This is a genomic window from Solidesulfovibrio sp. (assembly GCF_029978005.1).
GTDB lineage: Bacteria > Desulfobacterota > Desulfovibrionia > Desulfovibrionales > Desulfovibrionaceae > Solidesulfovibrio.
In genome coordinates, this window is the sequence record NZ_JARKOZ010000021.1 from 23666 (window position 1) to 44856 (window position 21191).

Annotated in this window: 15 protein-coding genes, 2 tRNA genes and 1 pseudogene; 14 read left to right on the top strand and 4 right to left on the bottom strand. The window is 66.4% G+C overall.

Annotation, left to right across the window (positions count from 1 at the left end; all coding sequences use genetic code 11):
- Nucleotides 1-625 precede the first annotated feature (625 nt).
- From Q1K70_RS02245 to Q1K70_RS02260, 4 genes and pseudogenes are all read left to right on the top strand, one after another.
- Nucleotides 626-2098: an aldehyde dehydrogenase family protein gene (locus tag Q1K70_RS02245; protein WP_300155158.1), complete on the top strand. Its 1473-nt coding sequence runs from the start codon at nt 626-628 to the stop codon at nt 2096-2098.
- Nucleotides 2099-2165: 67 nt separating this feature from the next.
- Nucleotides 2166-2372 (top strand): hypothetical protein, encoded by a 207-nt coding sequence (locus tag Q1K70_RS02250; RefSeq protein WP_300155161.1) that lies wholly within the window; start codon nt 2166-2168, stop codon nt 2370-2372.
- 49 nt (nt 2373-2421) lie between these two features.
- Nucleotides 2422-2579: pseudogene (locus tag Q1K70_RS02255) on the top strand (sulfide/dihydroorotate dehydrogenase-like FAD/NAD-binding protein); the annotation flags it as partial.
- A gap of 468 nt (nt 2580-3047) precedes the next feature.
- Nucleotides 3048-4538 carry a GNAT family N-acetyltransferase gene (locus Q1K70_RS02260; protein WP_300155164.1) on the top strand — a complete coding sequence of 497 codons (1491 nt, stop codon included), beginning with the start codon at nt 3048-3050 and terminating at the stop codon, nt 4536-4538.
- Nucleotides 4539-4772: 234 nt separating this feature from the next.
- On the opposite strand, the gene Q1K70_RS02265 is transcribed toward Q1K70_RS02260, so the two are convergent.
- Nucleotides 4773-4848: transfer RNA gene (locus Q1K70_RS02265), tRNA-Glu, on the bottom strand.
- Between the two features lie 9 nt (nt 4849-4857).
- Nucleotides 4858-4933, bottom strand: a tRNA-Lys gene (locus Q1K70_RS02270).
- 122 nt (nt 4934-5055) lie between these two features.
- Here Q1K70_RS02270 and Q1K70_RS02275 point away from each other — a divergent pair.
- Together Q1K70_RS02275 and Q1K70_RS02280 are read left to right on the top strand one after the other, a co-directional pair.
- A complete protein-coding gene (locus tag Q1K70_RS02275) occupies nt 5056-6009 on the top strand; it encodes a hypothetical protein (RefSeq protein WP_300155167.1) in 954 nt (317 codons plus the stop codon).
- A gap of 200 nt (nt 6010-6209) precedes the next feature.
- Nucleotides 6210-6530 carry an RNA-binding protein gene (locus tag Q1K70_RS02280; protein ID WP_300155171.1) on the top strand — a complete coding sequence of 107 codons (321 nt, stop codon included), beginning with the start codon at nt 6210-6212 and terminating at the stop codon, nt 6528-6530.
- 242 nt (nt 6531-6772) lie between these two features.
- On the opposite strand, the gene Q1K70_RS02285 is transcribed toward Q1K70_RS02280, so the two are convergent.
- Complete coding sequence (locus tag Q1K70_RS02285; RefSeq protein ID WP_300155174.1) at nt 6773-8254, bottom strand: outer membrane homotrimeric porin; 1482 nt, start codon at nt 8252-8254, stop codon at nt 6773-6775.
- 659 nt (nt 8255-8913) lie between these two features.
- On the opposite strand from Q1K70_RS02285, the gene Q1K70_RS02290 reads away from it, so the two are divergent.
- From Q1K70_RS02290 to Q1K70_RS02310, 5 genes are all read left to right on the top strand, one after another.
- Complete coding sequence (locus Q1K70_RS02290; RefSeq protein ID WP_300155177.1) at nt 8914-9966, top strand: ABC transporter substrate-binding protein; 1053 nt, start codon at nt 8914-8916, stop codon at nt 9964-9966.
- Nucleotides 9967-10004: 38 nt separating this feature from the next.
- Nucleotides 10005-10628, top strand: coding sequence for a class I SAM-dependent methyltransferase (locus Q1K70_RS02295; protein ID WP_300155180.1), 624 nt, complete (start codon nt 10005-10007; stop codon nt 10626-10628).
- A 363-nt stretch (nt 10629-10991) separates the two neighbouring features.
- The gene (locus Q1K70_RS02300) at nt 10992-11573 is read left to right on the top strand and encodes an NYN domain-containing protein (RefSeq protein WP_300155182.1); all 582 of its coding nucleotides are present in this window, start codon (nt 10992-10994) and stop codon (nt 11571-11573) included.
- Between the two features lie 374 nt (nt 11574-11947).
- The gene (locus Q1K70_RS02305; protein WP_300155184.1) at nt 11948-12400 is read left to right on the top strand and encodes a MarR family transcriptional regulator; all 453 of its coding nucleotides are present in this window, start codon (nt 11948-11950) and stop codon (nt 12398-12400) included.
- An 80-nt stretch (nt 12401-12480) separates the two neighbouring features.
- Entirely contained in the window at nt 12481-13332 is an 852-nt protein-coding gene (locus Q1K70_RS02310) for a DUF169 domain-containing protein (protein ID WP_300155187.1), read from the top strand.
- Between the two features lie 475 nt (nt 13333-13807).
- On the opposite strand, the gene Q1K70_RS02315 is transcribed toward Q1K70_RS02310, so the two are convergent.
- The gene (locus Q1K70_RS02315) at nt 13808-14662 is read right to left on the bottom strand and encodes a zinc metalloprotease HtpX (protein ID WP_300155190.1); all 855 of its coding nucleotides are present in this window, start codon (nt 14660-14662) and stop codon (nt 13808-13810) included.
- A gap of 1393 nt (nt 14663-16055) precedes the next feature.
- Here Q1K70_RS02315 and Q1K70_RS02320 point away from each other — a divergent pair.
- Genes Q1K70_RS02320 through Q1K70_RS02330 form a run of 3 tightly spaced genes read left to right on the top strand, consistent with a single transcriptional unit; the run spans nt 16056 to nt 21114 of the window.
- A complete protein-coding gene (locus tag Q1K70_RS02320) occupies nt 16056-17816 on the top strand; it encodes a hypothetical protein (RefSeq protein WP_300155193.1) in 1761 nt (586 codons plus the stop codon).
- A gap of 38 nt (nt 17817-17854) precedes the next feature.
- A complete protein-coding gene (locus Q1K70_RS02325) occupies nt 17855-18856 on the top strand; it encodes a D-glycerate dehydrogenase (RefSeq protein WP_300155196.1) in 1002 nt (333 codons plus the stop codon).
- Nucleotides 18857-18891: 35 nt separating this feature from the next.
- A complete protein-coding gene (locus tag Q1K70_RS02330) occupies nt 18892-21114 on the top strand; it encodes a hypothetical protein (RefSeq protein WP_300155199.1) in 2223 nt (740 codons plus the stop codon).
- Nucleotides 21115-21191: the final 77 nt, after the last annotated feature.

The window sequence follows — 21191 nt, forward strand, 5'->3', positions numbered from 1 at the left end:
CCGAATTCCGCCTTTCTGTAATATGCTGAATAAATTAATTAAAATCTGAAACAACAGAACATGCCTCTATTTCCTCTTGCAAATTGTTCCACATACGTGGTGACTTTTGACCCAAAACAGCTTGGAGAGGGGTAAATTTTTCGCAAGGCTCTAACCTTTTGTTATGCCTGATTAGACATAGCAAAAACGACCCAGGCCATGCCCCTTGGTGGGCTCTCCCGGTTCCCTCCTGCCCGACCTGCCGGCTTCCCGCTCGAGGTCTTTCTCCCAACACTCCTGAATTACACACTTTCATTATTTGGATCGATAGTTGCTTTTCTTAACATAGGTCCATCCGGCGTCCGACCCGCCTGGGCTCCGGCCGGAACCAGGCAGGCGAGCCGATAGGGGACGCCTTGCCCAAGGAGGAGGAACGCATGGTCTTGCCGCACGCCCCGGCGGGACGGCCGCGACGCCGGCCGCCCGGCCCCGATCCCCCGATCCCCTTCCCCGGCGTCGCCTGACGCCGGGGCTCTCCGGTCCGCGCGGCGGCGGCCTTCGCGCCCCGGCCGCCGTCCCTTGGCACCGCATCGGCGGTGGGGCTTCGTTTTTGCCCGCGCCGCCCAAACCGCAAAGGAGCATCCGCATGAAACCGCGCCTCGACGAGTCCTACAAGCTCTTCATCGACGGGAGATGGGTCGGCAGCAGCTGCGGCAAGACCTTCACCACGACCAACCCCGCCACTGGCGAGGTCCTGGCCACCTGCGCCAACGCCTGCGGCTCCGACGTGGACATGGCCGTGGACGCCGCCTGGGCGGCCTTCCCGGCCTGGAAGAGGACCAGCCCCCAAGAGCGCGCCGCCATCCTCAACAGGATCGCGGACCTCATCGACGCCAACGCCGAGCACCTGGCCATGGTCGAGACCTGCGACAACGGCAAGCCCCTGCGCGAGACCAGGAACATCGACGTGCCCCTGTCCTCGGACCACTTCCGCTACTTCGCCTCGGTGGTGCGCACCGAGGAAGGCCGGGCGGCCATGATCGACGACCAGACCATGAGCATCATCCTGCGCGAGCCCATCGGCGTGGTCGGCCAGATCATTCCCTGGAACTTCCCCCTGCTCATGGCCGCCTGGAAGATCTCGCCGGCCCTGGCCTCGGGCAACTGCGTCGTCATAAAGCCCTCCATCGAGACGCCGCTGTCGCTTCTCGAGCTGACCAAGCTCATGGCGCAAGTGCTGCCGGCCGGCGTGGTCAACGTCATCACCGGCAAGGGCTCGCTTTCCGGCAACGCCATGCTGGAGCACGGCGGCTTCACCAAACTGGCCTTCACCGGCTCCACCGAGATCGGCTACACCGTGGCCGAATCCGCGGCCAAGCGACTCATCCCCGGCACGCTGGAACTCGGCGGCAAGTCGGCCAACATCTTCTTCCCGGACGCCCCCTGGGAAAAAGCCATCGAGGGCCTGCAGCTCGGCATCCTGCTCAACCAAGGACAGGTCTGCTGCGCCGGCTCCCGGGCCTTCATCCACGAAGACATCTACGACGCCTTCGTGGAAGAGGCGGTCAAGGCCTTCTCCGCCATCAAGGTCGGCCTGCCCTGGGAGGCGGACACGCAAATGGGATCCCAGATCAACGAACGCCAGTTGGAGAAGATCCTGGCCTACGTCCAGGTGGGCAAGGACGAGGGAGCCAAGGTGGCCGTGGGCGGCGAACGCCTCAACGGCAAGCTCGGCAAGGGCGCGTTCATGCGGCCCACGCTGCTCACCGACGTGACCAACGACATGCGCGTGGCCCGGGAGGAGATCTTCGGGCCGGTGGTGTGCGCCATCAAGTTCAAGGACGAGGACGAGGTCGTGGCCCAGGCCAACGACAACGAATACGGCCTCGGCGGCGCGGTCTGGACCAAGGACATCAACCGGGCGCTGCGCGTGGCCCGGGCCGTGGAGACCGGGCGCATGTGGGTCAACACCTACAACATCCTGCCCGCCCACGCCCCCTTCGGCGGCTACAAGAAGTCCGGCATCGGCCGCGAAAACCACCGCATGATGCTCGACCACTACACCCAAAGCAAAAACATCTTCATCAGCCTGTCCGAGGACAAGATCGGCCTGTACTGATCGCCCCCCCCCAAGGGCGGCCGTGTTCGCACGGCCGCCCGGCGCGCGAAGCACGAGGAGGCTTGCGATGATCACCAGGCATACCCCGGCCGAAGCCATCTTGAACATCCCCGGCGTCGTGGCCTACTGCATCGCCAAGGGGGTTTCGCCCTACTCCTGCTCCGGAGACTACGGCTTAAGCCTCGGCAGGCTCCTGACGCTTCGCGAAGTGGACGACCCGGACGGCTTCATCGCCGGGCTCAACAGGCTCGCCGCCAGGCGCAGGCCGCGCTGACGGCCCCTCGCGGGAAGGCTTCCCGCTATCGCCAAGGAGCACGCTTTCCATGACCGACACGATCCTGCGCAACCGTCGGCTCATCCCGGGCCAAACCAGCGGACTGGTCATCGAGGGCCGCACATCGCGGCCAAGGCCCGTCCCGGCAATTTCGTCATCCTGCGGGTGCACCCCCAGGGGGAGCGCATCCCGCTGACCATCGCCGATCGGCTCCTCGCCGGCTGACGCCCCACCCGCGCCAGGGCTTGGCGACGTCCGGCCGCCGCGCAGAAGCGAGGCCCCCCGCAACGTCCGAAGGGACCTCGACGACACGTCGTTTTGCAAGCAATACTTCGGTCGGCCGTTCACCAACCGGCAACACTTGATGGAGCGACTGTGCAAAAAGGCCGGGGTGAGGGAGTGCGGCTTCCACAGGACTGGATGCGTTGTTGGATGGACAATCGGAGGGGCCAAGCTCGAAAGGGCGTAAGCTCCTCCCTGTGGCACAAGACGCCGGTCGATTTGACCTCTTGTCAGGGGGAGGGATATGCACAAGGCACGCACCCCAGCAAAGACCTGCGCAGCTACTGAAGGGCTTGAATTTAATGGCACCATTCAATAAGTTTACCCTCGTTTCTTGCACGATGGTTCCAATGCGAGCACCCAAATAACGCCCATCCGATTTGGAAGGTCAGGATGACCCCCTCCCTCAAGACGAAACTGCATGTTACAACGGACAGTCGGTTTCTGCCCCTGCTTCAAGACAGCGTAAGGATATTGGCAGAGATTGGAGGATTATCCGGGCGAGACATACTCGCGCTTGAGCTGGCGACAGAAGAGGCTTTCTTGAACATTCGCGAGCACGCCTATCCTGACGGCACCGATGGTGGCGTCTTTGTGCATGGCGAAATTGCCGCTGACGAACTCAGACTTTCCTTTGGTGACGAAGGCTTGCCGTTCGATCCCACCCAATTTGAAAAGACGGCGCTTGAAACTGCCCCGGAGTCAACGGAAGGCCTCGGGTTGGGACTCAAGCTTATCCACCACGCGGTTGATGCGGTGCGCTGGATCAATCAGGGGAAACACGGGAAGGAGCTCCGCCTGGTCAAGCGTCTGCCCGGTAGCGGCGCCATCCAAGCCCCGCCCCCCCAGCCGATGGAAATGCCACGGGCCCCCATGCAACGGTACGCGATACGGCCGTTGCAACCGGACGACGCCTTGCCTGTCTCGCGGATGTTCTGGCTGGTCTATGGATACACCTACCGTTTCGAGCAGTTTTACCGGCCTGAAGGCTTGCTCGAACTGGTGCGGGACGGAAAACTCGTCAGCTATGTGGCTGTTGCGGAAAATGGCGAGGTGACGGGACACGCCGGGATGCTGCGTTCCGGCCAGGCGGCCATGGCTGAAATGGTCGCGCTGGCTGTATCGCCCTCCCATCGTGGGCGCGGGCTGCAAGCAGCGTTGACCGACGTCCTGGCTGCCAAGGCCCACGAAATGAACCTGTTCGGGCTGTCGTTCGGGGCCGTCACAAGCCATGCCATCAGCCAGCGGGAGGTGGCGAAGTTCGGCGCGCATCCCTGCGGGCTGGATTTGGCCACCATTTCCCCATTCGGTTTCAAGGGATTGGGGCTTGAGGACATGCCGCCACAACGTGAAACGTTCCTGCACTGTTTCAAGTATCTCGTCGATCCACCCCCTGCCTCCGTTCATGTCCCAGCCAGGCACAGGGAAATCATCGAGCGCATCTACGCGAACCTTCGACGGCCTTTGATCCCGGGCGAACCAGGGCGGCGCGGCATGCCTGGGCGTTATGCGGTTTCCTTCAACAAGATGGACAACAAGGGCATGATATCGGTCCAGGATGCCGACAGCCGACAGTGGCGGGAGATCCTGCGCGCCACCATCGACCTGATCGAAATCGCCGGAGCGGATCTGGTATGCCTCGACCTTCCCTTAATGCAGCCGGAAACCTCCCTGCTTTGTGAACAAGCCGAAAAGGCGGGATACCTTTTTGCAGGCATCTGGCCTCATGAAGCGGAAGATGGCGGCGACCTGCTTCGTCTGACGCGCCTTTCCACAACGATCGACTTTGACAGATTCCAGTTCTTCGACCCGTTTGCCCGTGAGATCGCGAATTATGTCGGCGCGGCAATGGAGCGGACCGGTGATGCCTCATCCGCCCTTTAGCGAACGGTCAGCGTGGTTGTGAACGAGTCCGCACAGACCACGACCCGACACTGCGGCCTCGGCCTCGAACAGACGCGGGACGCCCTGGAAGGGGTCATGGGAAGAAGAGGACCAGGGAAGGTGATCCCGTTCAAAACAAAAGAGGCAGTCGGGTCTAACCGGCTGCCTCCATATCCACCCGCCGTCTCCGACGGGCCAATCTAAGGGTGGGAGTTCGCGACTCCCTGATTTACTTGGCGTCCCCAAGGGGATTTGAACCCCTGTTAGCGGCGTGAGAGGCCGCCGTCCTAGGCCACTAGACGATGGGGACGGACGCTGCTGGTGGGCCGTGCTGGGCTCGAACCAGCGACTCTCTGCTTAAAAGGCAGATACTCTACCGTCTGAGTTAACGGCCCACACGGGAAGAATGCATTTATGCCCTTGCCGCCGTCCTGTCAATTTCTTTTTTAAAAACCGCAAAAAAAACCTCGCTCCCGGGCTTCCCAAACCCCGGGGGCCTGACTATAGCTGCGCCACCATGGACATCGCGCACCTCTGGCACTCCCTGTTGTGGCCCCTGCTCCGCCTGCTCGCTTCCCTGGCCCTGGGCCTGCTCGTGGCCAACCTCATCGAGGCCCTCAACTGGACCCGTTTCCTGGCCAGGCTGGCCGCCCCCGTCATCCGCCTGGGGCATCTCAAGGACGTGGTCGGCGCGAGCTTCTCCATGGCCTTCTTCTCGGGGCTGGCCGCCAACTCGCTCCTTGCCGAGGCCTACGCCGCCGGCAAGCTCACGGACAGGGAACTCGTCCTGGCCAACCTCTTCAACAGCCTGCCCACCTATTTCCTGCACCTGCCGCAGATGTTCTTCATCACCGTGCCCTTCCTCGGCCCGCGGCCTTCCCTCGTCTACGTCGGTCTCACCCTGCTCGCCGCCCTGCTGCGCACCGCCGCCATCCTGTGCTACGGCCGCATGCTTCTGCCGCCCCTGCCCGAGGGTTGCGTGGTCTGCCACCTCAAGGAGGACGGGTTTTCCTGGAAGAAGGCCGTGACCAAGGCGCTTACGCGCTTCAAGCGCCGCATCCGCTCCATGGTGCTTTTCACCGTTCCCATCTACATAGGCATCCACTATCTGGCCGTGCTCGGGGCCTTCGACGTCATGGAGAAGTGGCTTTCCCAGCACCTCTCCTTCCTGTCCTTCATGACGCCGCAGGCCGTGAGCATCGTCATGTTCCAGGTGGTGGCGGAATTCACCGCCGGCCTGGCCGCGGCCGGAGCCATGCTCGGGGCCGGCGACCTGAACACCCGGCAGGTGGTGCTGGCGCTTTTGATCGGCAACATCCTGTCCACGCCCATGCGGGCCTTCCGCCACCAGTTCCCGTATTACGCCGGCATCTTCTCGCCCAAAAACGCCGTGCGGCTCATCGTGCACAACCAGGCCCTGCGGGCGGCGAGCGTCCTGGCCGTGACCGTGGGCTACGGCCTGCTCGGCTGAGACGATGCCGGGATCGCCGCCCGGGGATTTCAGTAAAAAATTCTCTGCCGGCCAGCACATATTGGTTGTGTTTGTATCCCGTCCGTGTAAAATAAGACATTATCATCAACGCGCATGCTTTATTTTCGCCGCTTGGACCTGATGGAAGTCGATCCCCCAACCCGCCGATAAAGACCATGCCAAGACCGGAGCTACAGTACATGTCGAAGAAACTTTATGTTGGCAACCTGTCCTTCTCCTCCACGGAAGACGACGTCCGCGACCATTTCGCCCCCTACGGCGAAGTGATCAGCGTCAACCTCATCACCGACCGGGAAACCGGCCGTCTGCGCGGCTTCGGCTTCGTGGAGATGGATGACGCAGGCGCCAACGCCGCCATCCAGGCTCTGGACGGCAAGGAGCTGGGCGGACGCACCCTGAAGGTCAACGAGGCCCAGGAAAAACCCCGCTCCAGCGGCGGCGGCGGCGGTGGCCGTCGTGGCGGCGGCGGCGGTTACGGCGGCGGCGGCGGCCGCTGGTAGACCCTACTAACATCGGCTGGCGAACCTGACCACGTGCGCCCCGCGCATGCGCGGCACTGGGGTGTCGTGAAAGGATCGTCGTCGACCTCGACCAGCAAAGGCCGGGACTACAGTCCCGGCCTTTTTTCGTGCGGCGCGCCCGAGCCGGGCACAGCCAAGACGAACGCGGCCGCGTCCCCAGCCCAGGGACGCGGCCGCGGCGGGCCCCGCGCGAAATGCCCCGCCCTGGCGGGGCAGCGGAGCTAGAACTTGTAGGACAAGCCGAAGGCGGCCTTCCAGGTGTCCCCGTCACGGGACCGGCTGACCAGGCGATGCCCCCAGACGCTCTGCTGGAACTCGCCGTGAGCCCAGCCTGTCTCCACCACCGCGGCCAAGTTTTGGTAGATCATGTATTTCGTATCGAAGTTGACGCCGATGACGTGCTCGTCGACGGTCAGGTCGCGGCCCATCTGGAAGTAGGGATTGCTGCCCAGGACGTCGTTGAGCGAGCGGATGGCCCGGGCCGAGTTGGTGCCGCCCACGTAGGCGACCGTGAGACGGTGGGTCAGCCTCTCCACGAAGCTCATGTTGTCCAGGCTCGCCCCGAGGCCCCAGGAGCCCACCGGGCTCATGCCCACGTTGGAATCCTTGACCAGTTCCTGGCTGTCGTCGAACAGGAAGCCGTTGCCCGCACCCCAGTTGGGCCGCACCATGGGCATGCGCTCGGAGCCGTTCATGGTGGACTTGTCCTCCCCGGTGGACCACCAGCCGAAGACCTTGGGCGTGAGCACGTCCCAGCCCGTATATTCCGCGCCGAAGTCGAGAAACCAGCCTTCCCGGCGGTTCTTCTTGCGGTCGCTTTGCGCGCCGGCCCCGTAGATCACGTCGGCGTAGAACTTGACCGGATCCAGGGCGCTGACCTCGAAAGCGCCGCCGGCCCACCAGAAGGCGTTCTGGTCGTTTTCCCACAGGGCCGGGGCCAGGAGCGTCCCGGCCGACGCCAGGTTGTCGACATAATAGGACGAACCGTACTGGGAACTCTTGTTGGTGTAGTAGTTGGCGTTGCGGCCGGCCACGGCCACGGCGGCCCAGGGCGTGGCCGCAAAGCCGTCCACGGTCACGGGCAGGGCCAGGAAGTAGGCGTCGAGCTCGTCCGCGACTTGCGTGGTGGTCGGGTCGAAGGTGCGGTTGGTGTCGATGAGCCGCCCGAAGCCGGCCACGACCGAGAGCGTCTTGTCGTAGAGCGGGGACTTGACCACCAGGGCCGCCATGTTGTCGCCGAAGACCGGCGAAGCGTAGAAGAGCTTGCTGTGGGGCAGGTCCACCCGTTGCAGGCCGGCCGTGGCCGTGGCCTGGCAGCCCGGGACCTTGAACTGCAGGAAGGCCTGGTAGGGCATGACCGCCGCGCTCGGGTTGGCGGCGGTGAACGTGCCGTGGCCCCAGGTGTCCTCCACCTTGAGCGCCAGGCGAAACTTCACGGCCTCGCTGGCGATGAAGTCCGTGCGCACGCGGAAACGCTCCCAGATCTGGAAGCTCTCCTCGGTCTTGGTCCCCGCGCCCTTGTAGGCCGGAGAACCGGCCGAGGTCCAGGTGGCTGCGTTCCAGCCCGTGAAATTGCGATTGGAGTAATAGACGCCGTATACCAGGGCGTCGCCCACCATGCGCACTTCCGTGGCGGCGGCGGCCGCGGTGGCCAGCCCAAGGATTCCGACGAAGGCCATTGCCAGGACGAACAGTCTTTTCATGCTTTCTCCCTCACGCGTGTTGCATTGCCAGCCAAGGGCGCGTTGCCGATGCGGGGTCTTGGCTGTCCCCGGGGAGAAAGATTACAAAATGGTCATACTGACAGCAAAGCCGTTTTCCTTTTTGATAGTCAATCAATTCAGCGAACTAGATCTTTGCTTCCTGGCATGGCACGGACACGGCGTTTGCTGAAACCATGCCATGAATGAAATATATCATACTTGACAACCATGAAAAACAGATACTGAACATATCATGTCATTCAATACCTATATAATATGAAATAATGGCGGAGCAGCCTCTCGGAATATCTCAGACGATCCGTATAGGGAGTCTTTTCAACGTTCATTCCTTCTGTACTGAACAACTCAAATTTCTCCACAATACTCACCCCTCCTTTCTCAACACCTTGATCTTTCCCAACCCTTGCACCTCCACCCATGATCATCGACAAGGCTTGCCGCTGGGTCCCCACGGCATCGAACGCCCGCATTTCGGACTTTCCGTGACAGCCACGCCCTGAAAATGTGCTTTCATCCTCCCGGAATAACAGAACAAAGGAAACCACTGTCCCATTGCCCGGCCTCCTTGGATCGCGCTATCCTTTCCGGCATCCCGCGCGGCCAGGCCGCCGGAGCACGCCTCGACCAAGGAAACGCCCATGCGCCAGTCCGTCGTCCGCCTCGCCCTGTTCCTGGCCCTGCTCGCCGCCCTGGGCGTCCCCGGCCGGGCCGAAAGCCGGACCCTCACCGACATGGCCGGCCGCAAGGTCGCCCTGCCAGGCGCGCCGACGCGCGTCTACGCCCTGTCCCCGCCCGACGCCCTGCTCGTCTACGCCATCGATCCCTGCCTGCTGGCCGGCTGGAACTATCCGCCCTACCCGCCCACGGCCGGCTACCTGCCGCCATGCGCCCAAGACCTGCCCGTGCTCGGCGGCTTTTTCGGCAGAAACGAGACTCCGAACAAGGAAGCCATTCTGTCGGCCAAACCCCAGCTCGCGGTCAGCGGCTCCATGGCCAAGCCACACGAGGCCATAAACGCTTTTTTCAAGGAACACCGCATCCCGGTCCTGACCATCCAAAGCGAGACACCCGGGCAGTATCCGGCCGCCCTGCGCCTGCTCGGCGCGGCGCTTCACCGCCGGGAGCGGGCCGAGAAGCTCGCCGCCTGGGCCGACGACGCCCTGGAACAGGTGCGCCGGGGGCTGGCGGCCATCCCCCAGGACAAGCGCCCGACCGTCTACTACGCCGAGGGCGGGGACGGGCTCTACACCGACGGCGCGGACTCCTTCCACACCCTGGTCCTGACCCTGGCCGGCGGCGTCAACGTCCACGCCAGGCCGCAGACCGAGCGCTACGGCATGGACCGGGTGAGCATCGAGACCGTGGTCGGCTACGCGCCGCAGGTCATCCTGGCCCAGGACGCCAAGTGCCGCGACATGATCCTGTCCTCGCCGGCCTGGAGCGAGATCCCGGCGGTCAAGGCCGGCCGGGTGCTGCTTCTGCCGGACGCGCCCTTCGGCTGGTTCGACCGGCCGCCCTCGTTCATGCGGCTGTTGTGCCTCAAATGGCTGGCCAGCGCCCTTTATCCCGAGGTTTTCCCCTACGACATGGTCAAGGAAACCAAGGAGTTCTACAAACTTTTCCTGCAGGTCGAGCTGACAGACGAAGCGGCCGCCGCCCTGCTGCGCGGCGAAAGGCCCGCCGCGCCCTGACCCGCCTTCTCCGGAAGTTCCAAGATCAAGGAGTTGTCATGAGCGAATCGACCTTCGACCGGGAATTCTACGTCTACGACGCCAACCACCGCTTCGCCGCCATGTACCCGCTGCTGGCCCGCCAGATCGTGGAGGACCTGGGCGTTTCCGAAGGCGTGTGCCTGGACGTGGGCACGGGCAGCGCCGCGGTCATCATCGAGCTGGCCAAGATCACGCCCCTGTCCATGATCGGCCTCGACGCCAAGCCCGAGGTGCTGGACCTGGCCCGGGAAAACGTCGCCCTCCACGGCCTGCCCGGGGACCGCTTCCGGTTCCTCGAGGCCGACGTGACGGCCATCCCCCTGGAGACCGCATCCGTGGACCTGCTCATCAGCCGGGGTTCGGTGCCTTTCTGGGACGACCACGTGGTCGCCTTCGCCGAGCTTTACCGCGTGCTGGCCCCGGGCGGGGCGGGCATGGTGGGCTGCGGCTTTAGCCGCTACCAGCCCATCGAGGAGGTGCGCGCCATGCGGCCCAAATGGACCGGCGACGGGGCCAAGGACGCGCGCAACGACTGGAAGGCCGAGGGCTACCTGCCCCGCGTCCTGGCCGAGGCCGGCATCGGCGAGGCCGCCGTGACCAAGGACGCCTACGGCGTGTGGGTGACCATGCGCAAAGCCTGATTCCCCGTTCCCTCTCGCCGCGCCCGCGCAGCCTCTTTCTTCGGTCAGGCAAGCCCGGGTTCCGAACCGATGCCCGTCGCCGGGGATCGGTTCGGCTCCCCGACCGGGCGACCCGACGACTTCACGGCCTCTCCCGAACCTGGACACGGGACTTCGACCCCACTTCCCCCGCGACGGGCATGCGCTCTGCCACCCTTTGCGAAAGATCGTTAATGCACTGAAAAAAAAGAGTAATCTCCGCACAAAATTTCCCTTTCGCGCAGTCTGATTTGTTGTATAGTAACGAGCAGAGCTCGTATCGAGCGCCTGTCGCAACGCTCCCAAAATCGCAACGAGAAGAAACAAGCGAAAAAAGGAATGCCTATGATGGACCGCAAACTCTGGCTGATCGACGCCGGCTACATGTATCGTGGACAATCTATTTATAATCGAGATTACAGCATCGATTACGTCAAACTGAGAAACAAACTGGAAAGCGAAGGTCCTCTTTGGAGAGCGTATTATCTCAATTCCGTGCCGAATCCCACGCCTGACGCCCAAGTCGCCTTCTACAACTGGATGCGCAGCGCTCCGCCGCTCGGCCCGAAAATCATCACCAAGCTCTACGAACTGCGCTCGAGCGAGATCACCGACCTTTACTGCGAACAGTGCCGCCGCAAGGTGCCGGTCACCTGCCCCAACGACCACAAGCACCGCCTGAGCCGCGAACAGCAAAAGGGCGTGGATGTGGGCCTGGCCACCCTGGCGCTGACACACATCGAAAACTACGACACGCTGATCCTCTCCTCCGGCGACAGCGACCTGCTCGACGCCGTGGAGTACCTCACGGAGAAAAACAAGCGCTTCGAGCTGCTGGTCTTCAAAAACGGCGTGTCCACCGACCTGCAATGCCGGGCGGACCGCATCTACTGGATCGACGAATTCGCCCAGGACGTGGCCCGCTAGACTCCAAACCCGCTACGCAAAAGCCCCCGCGACGCCGTCGCGGGGGCTTCGTCGTTTCCGGGGTTTGCCGGCCATTTGACGCTGGCATGACGCGACCACCGCCCTTGCCGGCCGCTTCCGGTCCGAAGCCCCTCCTTCGTTTGGCCTGCCGAGCCCGCGGCCAAGACAGACCGACCTCTCGCGGCGGGTGCGGCCGGCCGGCCCTGTCTTCTCCGCCGGGACCGCCGATGCGGCCGGCCCGTCGCCGTCGCGACAGCGGCTAGACGGGGTCGCGCAACGCCCGTCACTTCGAACGCCGGCGACGCCCTGGTCTCGCACAGCCCGTCCCTGCCGTTTCAGTTGACAACATCAACAGTTGTAGTTACATCTATCCCATGCGCGACCTCTTTTTCGACCCCGAGCAGTCCCTTGGCTTCATGACCATCACCACCAACCGCCTGCTGTGCGCCGCGCTGCGCCGGAAAATGGTCCGAGCGGGCATCGACCTCACGGCCGAGCAGTGGGGCGTCCTGATCCAGCTCTGGAACCGCGACGGCCTCTCCCAGGAGGAACTGGCCCAGGCCGCCTGCGTGGACAAGTCCAGCATGAGCCGCGTCCTGGCCGGCATGGAGCGCAAGGGCCTGATCCGCCGCCGGCCGGACCCCGGCGATTCGCGGCGCAAGATCGTCTCCACCACGGACAAGGCGCAGGCGATCAAGGAAGGCAGCCGGGCCGTGACCCGGGAAGTCCTCGACGCGGCGCTGGCCGACGTGCGCCCGCAGGACCGCGACGTCTGCCTGCGCGTGCTGGCCACGGTCAAGGACACCCTGCTCGGGATCGACACCTGAGTCGCCGACGCGTTTCGCTGTGGGGCGACCGTGCGCCGCGCCCGAAGGAAGCCGCTACACCGATGCAAAGGAGAAACCCGATGGAGACCGTGCAGAAAAAAACGCTGCGCCTGCTGGAGCTTTTGGAACATGAGGAAGGCCCCATGGGCGTTTATTACTCCGACGCCAAGCCCGAGGACGGCTTCGGCCCCAAGCCCGGGGAGCTCTTCAGCCGGGAGCGGGAGGCCGCCGGGGAGATCGACTGGGGACGCGCCTTCGGCGACACGTTCGCCTGCGTCATGGGGAAGGTGTGGCTGGCCCGCAACAAGCGCAAGGCGGCCTGGATCAGCCACGAGGCCTGCGGCTGCATGGGGGGCGGCTATTACACCGGCCTTTACGCCCCCTACATGGAGACCATCGCCCACTACGTCTCCACGGGCATTCCCGGAACCCCTTTCGACGGCGAGCACTACCTGCCCTCCCCGCAGACCATGCGCGCCTTCCTGGAGGACTGCGCCCCGCCGCCGGCCACGGGCAAATACTGCGTGTTCAAGCCGCTGGAGGCCTTCGCCCCGGGCGAGGAGCCCCTGGTGATCGTCTTTTTCGCCCGGCCCGAGGTCATAAACGGCCTGCACTCCCTTACCTGCTACGCGGCCGGCAGCCATCTGGCCGTGGTCTCCCCCTTCAGCGCCGCCTGCGGCAGCATGGTGGCCTGGCCGCTGGTTTACCAGCAGCGCGGCGAGGAGCGCGCCGTGCTCGGCGGCTTCGACCTTTCGGCCCGCAAGTTTCTGAAGACCGACGAAATGCTCTTTTCCATCCCCCTGCCGTTTTACCGCAAGATGCTGGACGTCATGGAGGCGTCGGCCCTGACCCGCCATACCTGGCAAGGCGTGCTCAAGAAGGTGCGCAAGAGCAACCAGACCTGGGCCAGGGACGCCAGGCAGCCGGCCTAGGCCGTCGCACCTCGGGGCGGCGGAGCAGCAGCTCGAAGCGTTACGGCCTGCCGGCGGCCGACCGGCCAGGGGGCGCGGCCTGCCGACGGGCGGCCCGGTGGGCGGCGCGGCCTTCTTGGCGACGGACCTGCGGGATAACGCGGCCTGCCGGGCGGCGCGGTCGTGGAGCGGCGCGGACCGTGGGCCGGACGACCCGTGACGCGACGACAGACCACCGGGAACGCGGCCGATCGCCGGGACGCCGGAGACGAACGCGGTTTCGCCAAACGGAAAGCCCGGGGCGCGCGGTTTCCCGGCGCCCCGGGCTTCTCTATCGGTGAAGGGACTGCCTGGCGGCCCCATCCCGGGACCGTCGCGGGCGCTGCGCGCCCTCCCTTGTCGCGGGAAGCCGGTGAGGAATCGCCATGGCTTTCGCGGGGCCGAGGCCCCCTGGCCGCCGAAGGCATTCCCCTCCCATTCTCCCTGCCGCGTTTTTTTACCGGCCGGCCATCTCGCGCAGGCGGCGGATGCGCTCCTCGGTGGGCGGGTGGGTGGAGAAGAGCGAGGCCATGGACATGCCGGCGAAGGGGTTGACGATGAACATGTTGTCCGTGGCCGGGTTGGCGTTCATGGGAATGCGGTGGGCGTAGTCGTCGAGCTTGCCCAGCGCCCCGGCCAGGGCCAGGGGGGTGCCGGAAAGCTGCGCCCCGGTGGCGTCGGCCAGGTATTCGCGGGATCGCGAGATGGCCATCTGAATGAGGCTCGCGGCGATGGGGGCCAGGATGGCCATGAGCAGGCCGCCGAGGACCCCGGAGCCGCCGCCCTCTTCGTCGTTGCTGCGGCCCATGCCGAAGATGGCGCCCCACTGCAGCATGTTGGCCATCATGACCACGGCTCCGCCGAGCACGGCCGCTATGGACTGCACCAGGATGTCGCGGTTTTTTATGTGCCCGAGTTCGTGGGCCAGCACGCCGCGCAGCTCCTCGGGAGAGAGCAGGCGCATGATGCCCTCGGTGACGCACACCACCCCGTGTTCGGGGTTGCGGCCCGTGGCGAAGGCGTTGGGGGCCTCCTGGGGCACGATCATGACGCGGGGCTTGGGAATGCCGCCGTTTCTGGCCAGCTCCTCCACCATGGCGTGCAGCCCCGGGGCGTCGGCCGGGGAGAGCTCCCGCGCGCTGTACATGGACAGCACGATCTTGTCCGAAAACCAGTAGCTGCCGAGATTCATGACCAGGGCCATGGCGAAGGCGATGACGAGTCCCTGCCGTCCGCCCATGGCCTGTCCGACGATGAGAATGAGCGCGGTCAACAGTCCGAGAAGCAGGGCTGTCTTGATCTGGCTGCTCATGATGCCTGTGGTCCTCCATCTCAGGTTTCGTGAATAAAAAACCTCGCCCGGTCCTTTGTTCGGGCCAGGCGAGGTCGTATCGGTCATGTTGCGCGTTTCGTTACCTTGCTACCGTTGCCCTTCCGTCACGGGCGTGGGACGATTGCGGTCATTGCGGCCGGTCCTAGCCCTGTCGCCGGCGAAGGTGCGGTTGCCCCCGCCCGGCTGGTCCCGGAGAGAACCTCCGGTTCCTCGTCCGCGCGGCGAGTCGTCTCGCCGGGGAAGGTGCTTGCTTCAAGTATTTCTTTTCGCCGTTTCCGGCTCGTTGCGCTTTCGGAGGTTTCCGGAATCCTGAACCTCTGCCCTCGATGAAGCGGTCCTGCGCCGTTTCGGCGCTTTTCCGGCCGCCTCACCCGCGATCGGGGAAGTCCTTTCGCCTTTGCGGCCCTCAGGCGGCCGCCTTTTTCAGGGCGACTCTTCTCGCCGGATATGGAAGTTCAATGCCCGTTGGCAGTGTCCTCCGGCTTCGTGTTCCTTTCGCGTTTTCCGGATCCAGTTTCCCTTTTCGCTCTTTTCGCGCCGTCCCCCGGGCATCTCCGCCCGGGCGGCGCTTCGTTCCCGGCGGGAGTGGAAGGGCTCCCGCGCTTGCGGCCGGCTGTCCGGCCGTCAGGTCAAGGCGACTCGATTCGCCGGATATGGAAGTGCATTGCCCGTTGGCAGTGTCCTCCGGCTGTTGTGCCTTTTGCGTTTTCCGGGTCCTGTTTCCTTGTCCGTTCTTCTTGCGCCGTCCGGCGGTTCCCGCCGGGGAGGGCGCCTCGCTCCGGGCGGGGGTGGAAGGGCCCCCGCGCTTGCGGCCGGCTTCCCGGCCGTCACATCAGGGCGACTCGCTTCGCCGGATATGGACGTTTCTGGCCCATTGGCCCGACCTCCGGCTTGGGTTGTCGTTGGCGTTGTCGAATCCAGGTCCTGTCACCCAACTTGGCTTTGCTGCGGTCCTTTCCGGCCTGTGCGGCCGGACCACTCGCGCTGTCCCTCTGGCGATCGGAAAAGTCCTTTCGCCTTGTTGGCTACGACTTTTGTCGTTTTTCGCCAATTTTCCGGGGCGACTCGCTTCGCCGGGTATGGGAGATGGCATTCGTCGCGGCGGTTCCTCCTGCTGGGGTTTCGCCTCTTTCGAGGTTGCCGTTGATTTTAGATGTAATCGTTCCGCCACATTTGTAAAGCGGAATCTTCAAGAAAAAATCACCAGACCTTCATTCCGGGAATCCCTGGGTTTTCCGCGCCCGCCGGGACGACCGGCCGCGCCATTGACAACGCCGGCCGGCCTGGGCCACCTTGCGCCCGCGCCGCAGCCGCGCGGGTCGGCCTTTTCCGCCTGCCGCGGCCCATGAAAAACCCGCGACCAAGGCCGCCGATGGAGCCCCGACCCCACGCCCCCCAGCGCCCAAGCGCCGCAGACGCCGCCCTGCCCCTGTGCTGTCTGCTCTGCGCCCTGTGGGCCGTCCACGCCCTGCTCGTCGGCAACCTGGCCTTTACCGGCGACGAGGTCCGCTACGCCGCCTACGGCCTGGGACTGTTCCACGGCCAGGGCTTCCATCCCTCCGACGCCGTCTGGCGGGACATGCTGGCGACGTCCGGCGTCTTCTCGCCCCTGGCCGAAAGCCCGGCCGGACACGCCGGCCGACTCATCCACTCGGTGGTCTACCCCGTCCTCGGCTCCCCGGTCCTGTACCTGGCCGGCCTTGGCGGGGCGCGCTGGCTGTCCTTCGCCGTGGGCGCGGCCGGGCTGTGCCTGCTTTATTGCGCCCTGCTGCGCCGCTTCGACCGGGGCGTGGCCGTCACCACCCTGGCCGCCACGGCCTTCGCCATGCCGGTCGTGGCCTACCTGCGCCTTTTTTTCGCCGAAATTCTGCTTTTTTCCGCCAACGCCTTGGTGCTGCTCTTTTTCGTCTCGGGCCGGCACAAGCGCCCGGAAAACGCCTTGCCGGCCGTTTTCTGCCTGTGCCTGCTGCCGTTTCTGCACGTGAAGCTCTCCCTCGAAGCGGCGGTCGCCTGCGCCGTGGTGTTTTTGAGCCTGCGCTCCCGCCTGTCCCGGCCGCGCCAGGCGGCCATGGCCGCCCTCGCCGCCGCCATGGGCGGGCTCTATCTCCTCTACAACTACAGTCTCTTCGGCGCGGCCATCGGCGGCGGCAATCCGGCCTTCCCCGTCAGCCTCCTGGCCGTGCCCGACCGCGTCGTGGTCAACCTCCTGGACATGCGCCACGGACTGTTGCCCAACGCCCCCCACATGCTGCTGGCCCTGGTCGGACTCTGGTTCCTCTGGCGCGACGGCGAGCCGGCCAGCCGCATCGTCCTGGCCCTGCTGGCCGCCTATTTCTGCACCATGCTCTGGGCCAACGGCAGCGAGGCCTACGCCGCGCGCAACTGGACCGCGGCCATGCCCTTCATGGCCTTCGGCCTGGCCCGCTGGCTGGCCGAGCCGGGAACGCGCGAAAAATTCCTGGCTCTGCCCTTCTTTCTGCTGGGGTTTTGCCTGCTGTGCCTGTTCGTGCGCTGGCCGGACGCCTTTCTCGACAGCCGCAATCATTCCGTGCCCTACGACAGGCTCTTCGCCCTGCTGCCGGGCCTTCACCTGGGCTACCTGCTCCCGTACGACTTCCTGGACCACGAGGGCGCGACGCTTAACGCCTCCCTGGGCCTGGGGCTGGCCGTGGCCGCCGTGCTCGGCGTCTTCGCCGCGGGTCAGGCCCTGGCCGTGCGCGCCCGCCGGCCCCTGCCCGGCGTGTGTCTCCAGGCCCTGGCCCTGGCCGCGATCCTTTTTTTCTCCCTGGTGGAAAAGGTCCCGGACGTGGCCGTTTCCATCAGCCATGACGGCGACCGATCCTTCCTCAACTGCGCCCTGGCCGCGCCGTCACGCCTGGCTTTTTTGCGCGTCGAAAACCCGGACGCGGCCATGAAGCCCTACGGATTTTTCACCCTGGCCCTGATCGAAGGGAAGGCGATGGAGGCGCGCCGCGTGCGGGCCTCGACGGTCACGCCCCTGCCGCCCTTCGCCCGCGTGTCGGCGGTCCTGGTCGCCGAGCAGGCCGATGGCCCGGACAAGCGCTGGCTCGACAGCGCCACGGACGCGGCGTTATACCGTCGCCTGCTGCCCCTGCCGTTCCTCGGCCGTTAGCAACGGGGCGGCTTTACGCACAGCCCCAGGAGGTCGTCATGGGCGAGCGCCCCAAGGTCGTGGTGACGCGGCGGATTCCCGAGGCCGGACTGGCCCTTTTGCGCCGGTCGTGCCAGGTGTGGGTCAACCCCGAGGACAGGCCGCTTACGCGCGAGGAGCTCCTCGCCCGGGCCGCCGACGCCGACGGGGCCGTCGGGCTGCTCACCGACCGCATCGACGCCGGTTTCTTCGACGCCGCCCCGCGGCTTCGCGGTTACGCCAACTACGCCGTGGGCTACGACAACATCGACGTGCCCGAGGCCACCCGGCGGGGCCTTCCCGTGTCCAACACCCCGGACGTGCTCACCGTCGCCACGGCCGAGCTCGCCTGGGCGCTCGTCCTGGCCGTGGCCCGCCACGTCGTGCCCTCGGACGCGGTCATGCGCTCGGGCAAATGGCCGGGCTGGGGGCCGCTGCAGTTCATCGGCCAGGAGATCACCGGCAAGACGCTCGGCATCTTCGGGCCGGGCCGCATCGGCACGGCCATGGCCCGCATGTCGCGCGGGTTCTCCATGCCCGTGGTCTACACCGGCGGCCGGCGGCGAAACGCCGCCCTGGACGAGGAGTTCGGGGCCCAAAAGCTCCCCTTCGAGGAATTTCTGGCCACCGCCGACGTGGTGAGCATCCACGCGCCGCTCACCCCCGAAACGCGCCACGCCTTCGACGCCGCCGCGTTTGCCCGCATGAAGCCCACGGCCATCCTCGTCAACACCGGCCGCGGCCCCATCATCGACGAGGCCGCCCTGGTCGCGGCCCTGAAAGAGGGCCGCCTGGCCGGCGCGGGCCTGGACGTCTACGAATTCGAGCCGCGCCTGGCCGAGGGCCTGGCCGCCCTGCAAAACGTCGTCGTCACCCCCCACACCGGCTCGGCCACGCAGACGGCCCGCGACGGCATGGCCGTGCTGGCGGCGCGAAACCTGCTCGCCATGCTGGCCGGGGACACGCCTCCCACCTGCCTCAACCCCGAGGTGCTGGCGGCCGAGGCTACGCCGCGGCCGTGACGGTCCGGCCGGTCACGAGCTTATCGTCCGCACCCATGCCGCCATCCCGAGGCCCCCACGCCGCCGGCCGCGCCGCATCCCCGCAACGGCCCCACGCCGACCGGTACTTCACGGCCCTGTGTCTGGCCGTCGCGGCCGTCCTCGTCCTTTGGGGCTATCTGCAAGCCGGGCCGGCCACGAGCGACGACCTCTATTACGAACAGCACGTCATCGGCGGCCGCCTGCCCGCGCTGCTCGACGAACTGGCCACGGGCTCGGGCCGTTTCCACCACTACGTCCACGTGGGGCTGACCTCGCTGCCCTACTTCCTGGACGCTCCCGCCGCCCGCAAGGCCCTGTCCCTGCCGGTGTTCCTGGCCGCCCTGGCCGGCTTCTGCCTCGCGGCCGGACGCATGGCCGGCGCACCCGGCCTCGGGGCCCTGGCCACGCTCCTCGCCCTGGTCCTGTACCAGGACAACTGGCACCACAACATCCTCACGGCCTATCCGCTGGTCTTCGACTCCGGGCTCCTCTGCCTGACGCTGGCCGCCTGGTGCCTGTGGCGCTTCGGCCGGGGCGGCCCCAAGGGCTTTCTGGCCGCGGCCGTCATCATCTCCTTCGCCGCCTGCTGCCATTTCGAGGCTTTTCTCGCCTACGCGCCCCTGTGCCTCGCCGCGCTTTGGCTCGCCGGGCGGGGCACGCCCCGCGCCCGGCCAAGCCTTCTCGCCGCCTCCTGCCTGGGCTTCGCCGCCTTCGTCGCCGTCAGCCTGGCCTACCGGGCCCTGCACCCGACCCAGTACGCGGGCAACGCCCTGGCCCTGTCCGACCCGGTCGCCATCGTGCGCACCGTCTGGGCCTACAGCCGGTCCGCCCTGCCCCTGGGGGCCTTTCCCCTGGCCCGCGACGACGTCAACCGCTTCCCGACGGTCGCCGCCGCCCTGGTCCTGGATCTGCCCGCCTACCTGCGGCAACTGGCGGCGCACTGGCCGCGCCTGGCCCCGTCCTGGATCGCCCTGGCCCTGCTCGCCGGCGGCCTGACCTACCGCCTGCTGCGCGGCGGAAGATCGCCGGCCCCGCGCTTGCGCCTTTTCCCGGCGCTCATGGTCGCCTACGCCTTCGTGTGCCCCAACCTCCTCATCGCCCTGTCGGCCAAGTATCAGGAACCGGCCCGAAGCGGGCTCGCCTGGTACGTGACCTCGAGCTTTTCCGGCTACGCCGCGGCCGTGGGACTGGCCGGCCTGGCCCTGCTGGCCTGCGGCCGGCTGGCCGGCCGGCCGGTCCTGCGGGCGATGCTGGCCGGCGGGCTGGCCGTGGCCGTGGCCGGCGCGACCCTGGTGACGGCCTCGGTCAACGCCTCGGTACGGGAAAGCAAGGTTGCGGCGGCCGGGCGTTGGCGCGCCGCCATGCTGGCCGTGCGAAGTCCGGCCTTCGACGCCGTGCCGGACGGGGCGCTGCTCGTCGCGCCCGACCTTTTCGCGGCGGTGCGCGAGGAAAAACCCCGGGAAGGCTACTGGGAGGCCTGGTTTCTCCACCGCACGGGCAAGCGGCTGGACGTGGCCGCCACCGCCCCAGCCCCCCTGCCGGCGGACCGGCCGGTCTTCGCCCTGCGCCGCCTGCCCGCCCCGGACGGCCGGGTCACGGCCGTGCTCCTGGCCCGGGCGGCGCGCCTGGGGCCGCCGCAGGCCGATCCCTACGCCCCGCGCCCGGACGCGCCCACCCTCCTGGCCGACCGGGCGGACCTCGTGCTCGACGCCGGCAACCGATACTACGACGCGCTCTACACGGACGGCGGCCGATTGCGTCTGACCCCGGCCAACACCGTGGGCCGCCGGGGACTGGCCGAAACGGCCCTTGAATCGAGGAGCGGCGGCATCGCCACGGATTGCGTGGCCCTGGTCCCGGCCGGGAGCGTGGCCCCAAGCGAGCCGTCCCGGGCGCTCCTGCGCTTCGGCCCGGGCTTTTCCGCACCCGAGCGGGCCATCACCGGCGACATCGTCTGGGCCGGCGAGGCCGGCGAGCTGCGCCTGCGCCAGGCGGGCGACGCGCCCTTGCCCGTCCGCCTGGCCTTCTCGCTCATCGCCCTTTCCCCGGTGCGCCTGGCCGTGTCCGGGCCGGGCCTTTCCCGGGAGATCGCCTCGGACGGGCCGGACACGCCGGTCGTCCTGGAACTGGCCCTGCCGCCCGGCGAATCCCGCCTGACGTTTCGGGCCCTGCCGCCCCAGGCCGATTCGCCGAAGCGTTTCGGCCTGCTCGGCGCGAGCCTTTCCTCCCTGCCCTGACGCCGCGGGTTCCACGCATCCGGGAACGGCTTCCCCGCATTCCACGATCCGTCGAACGTGGGCTAAGGCGGATTTCA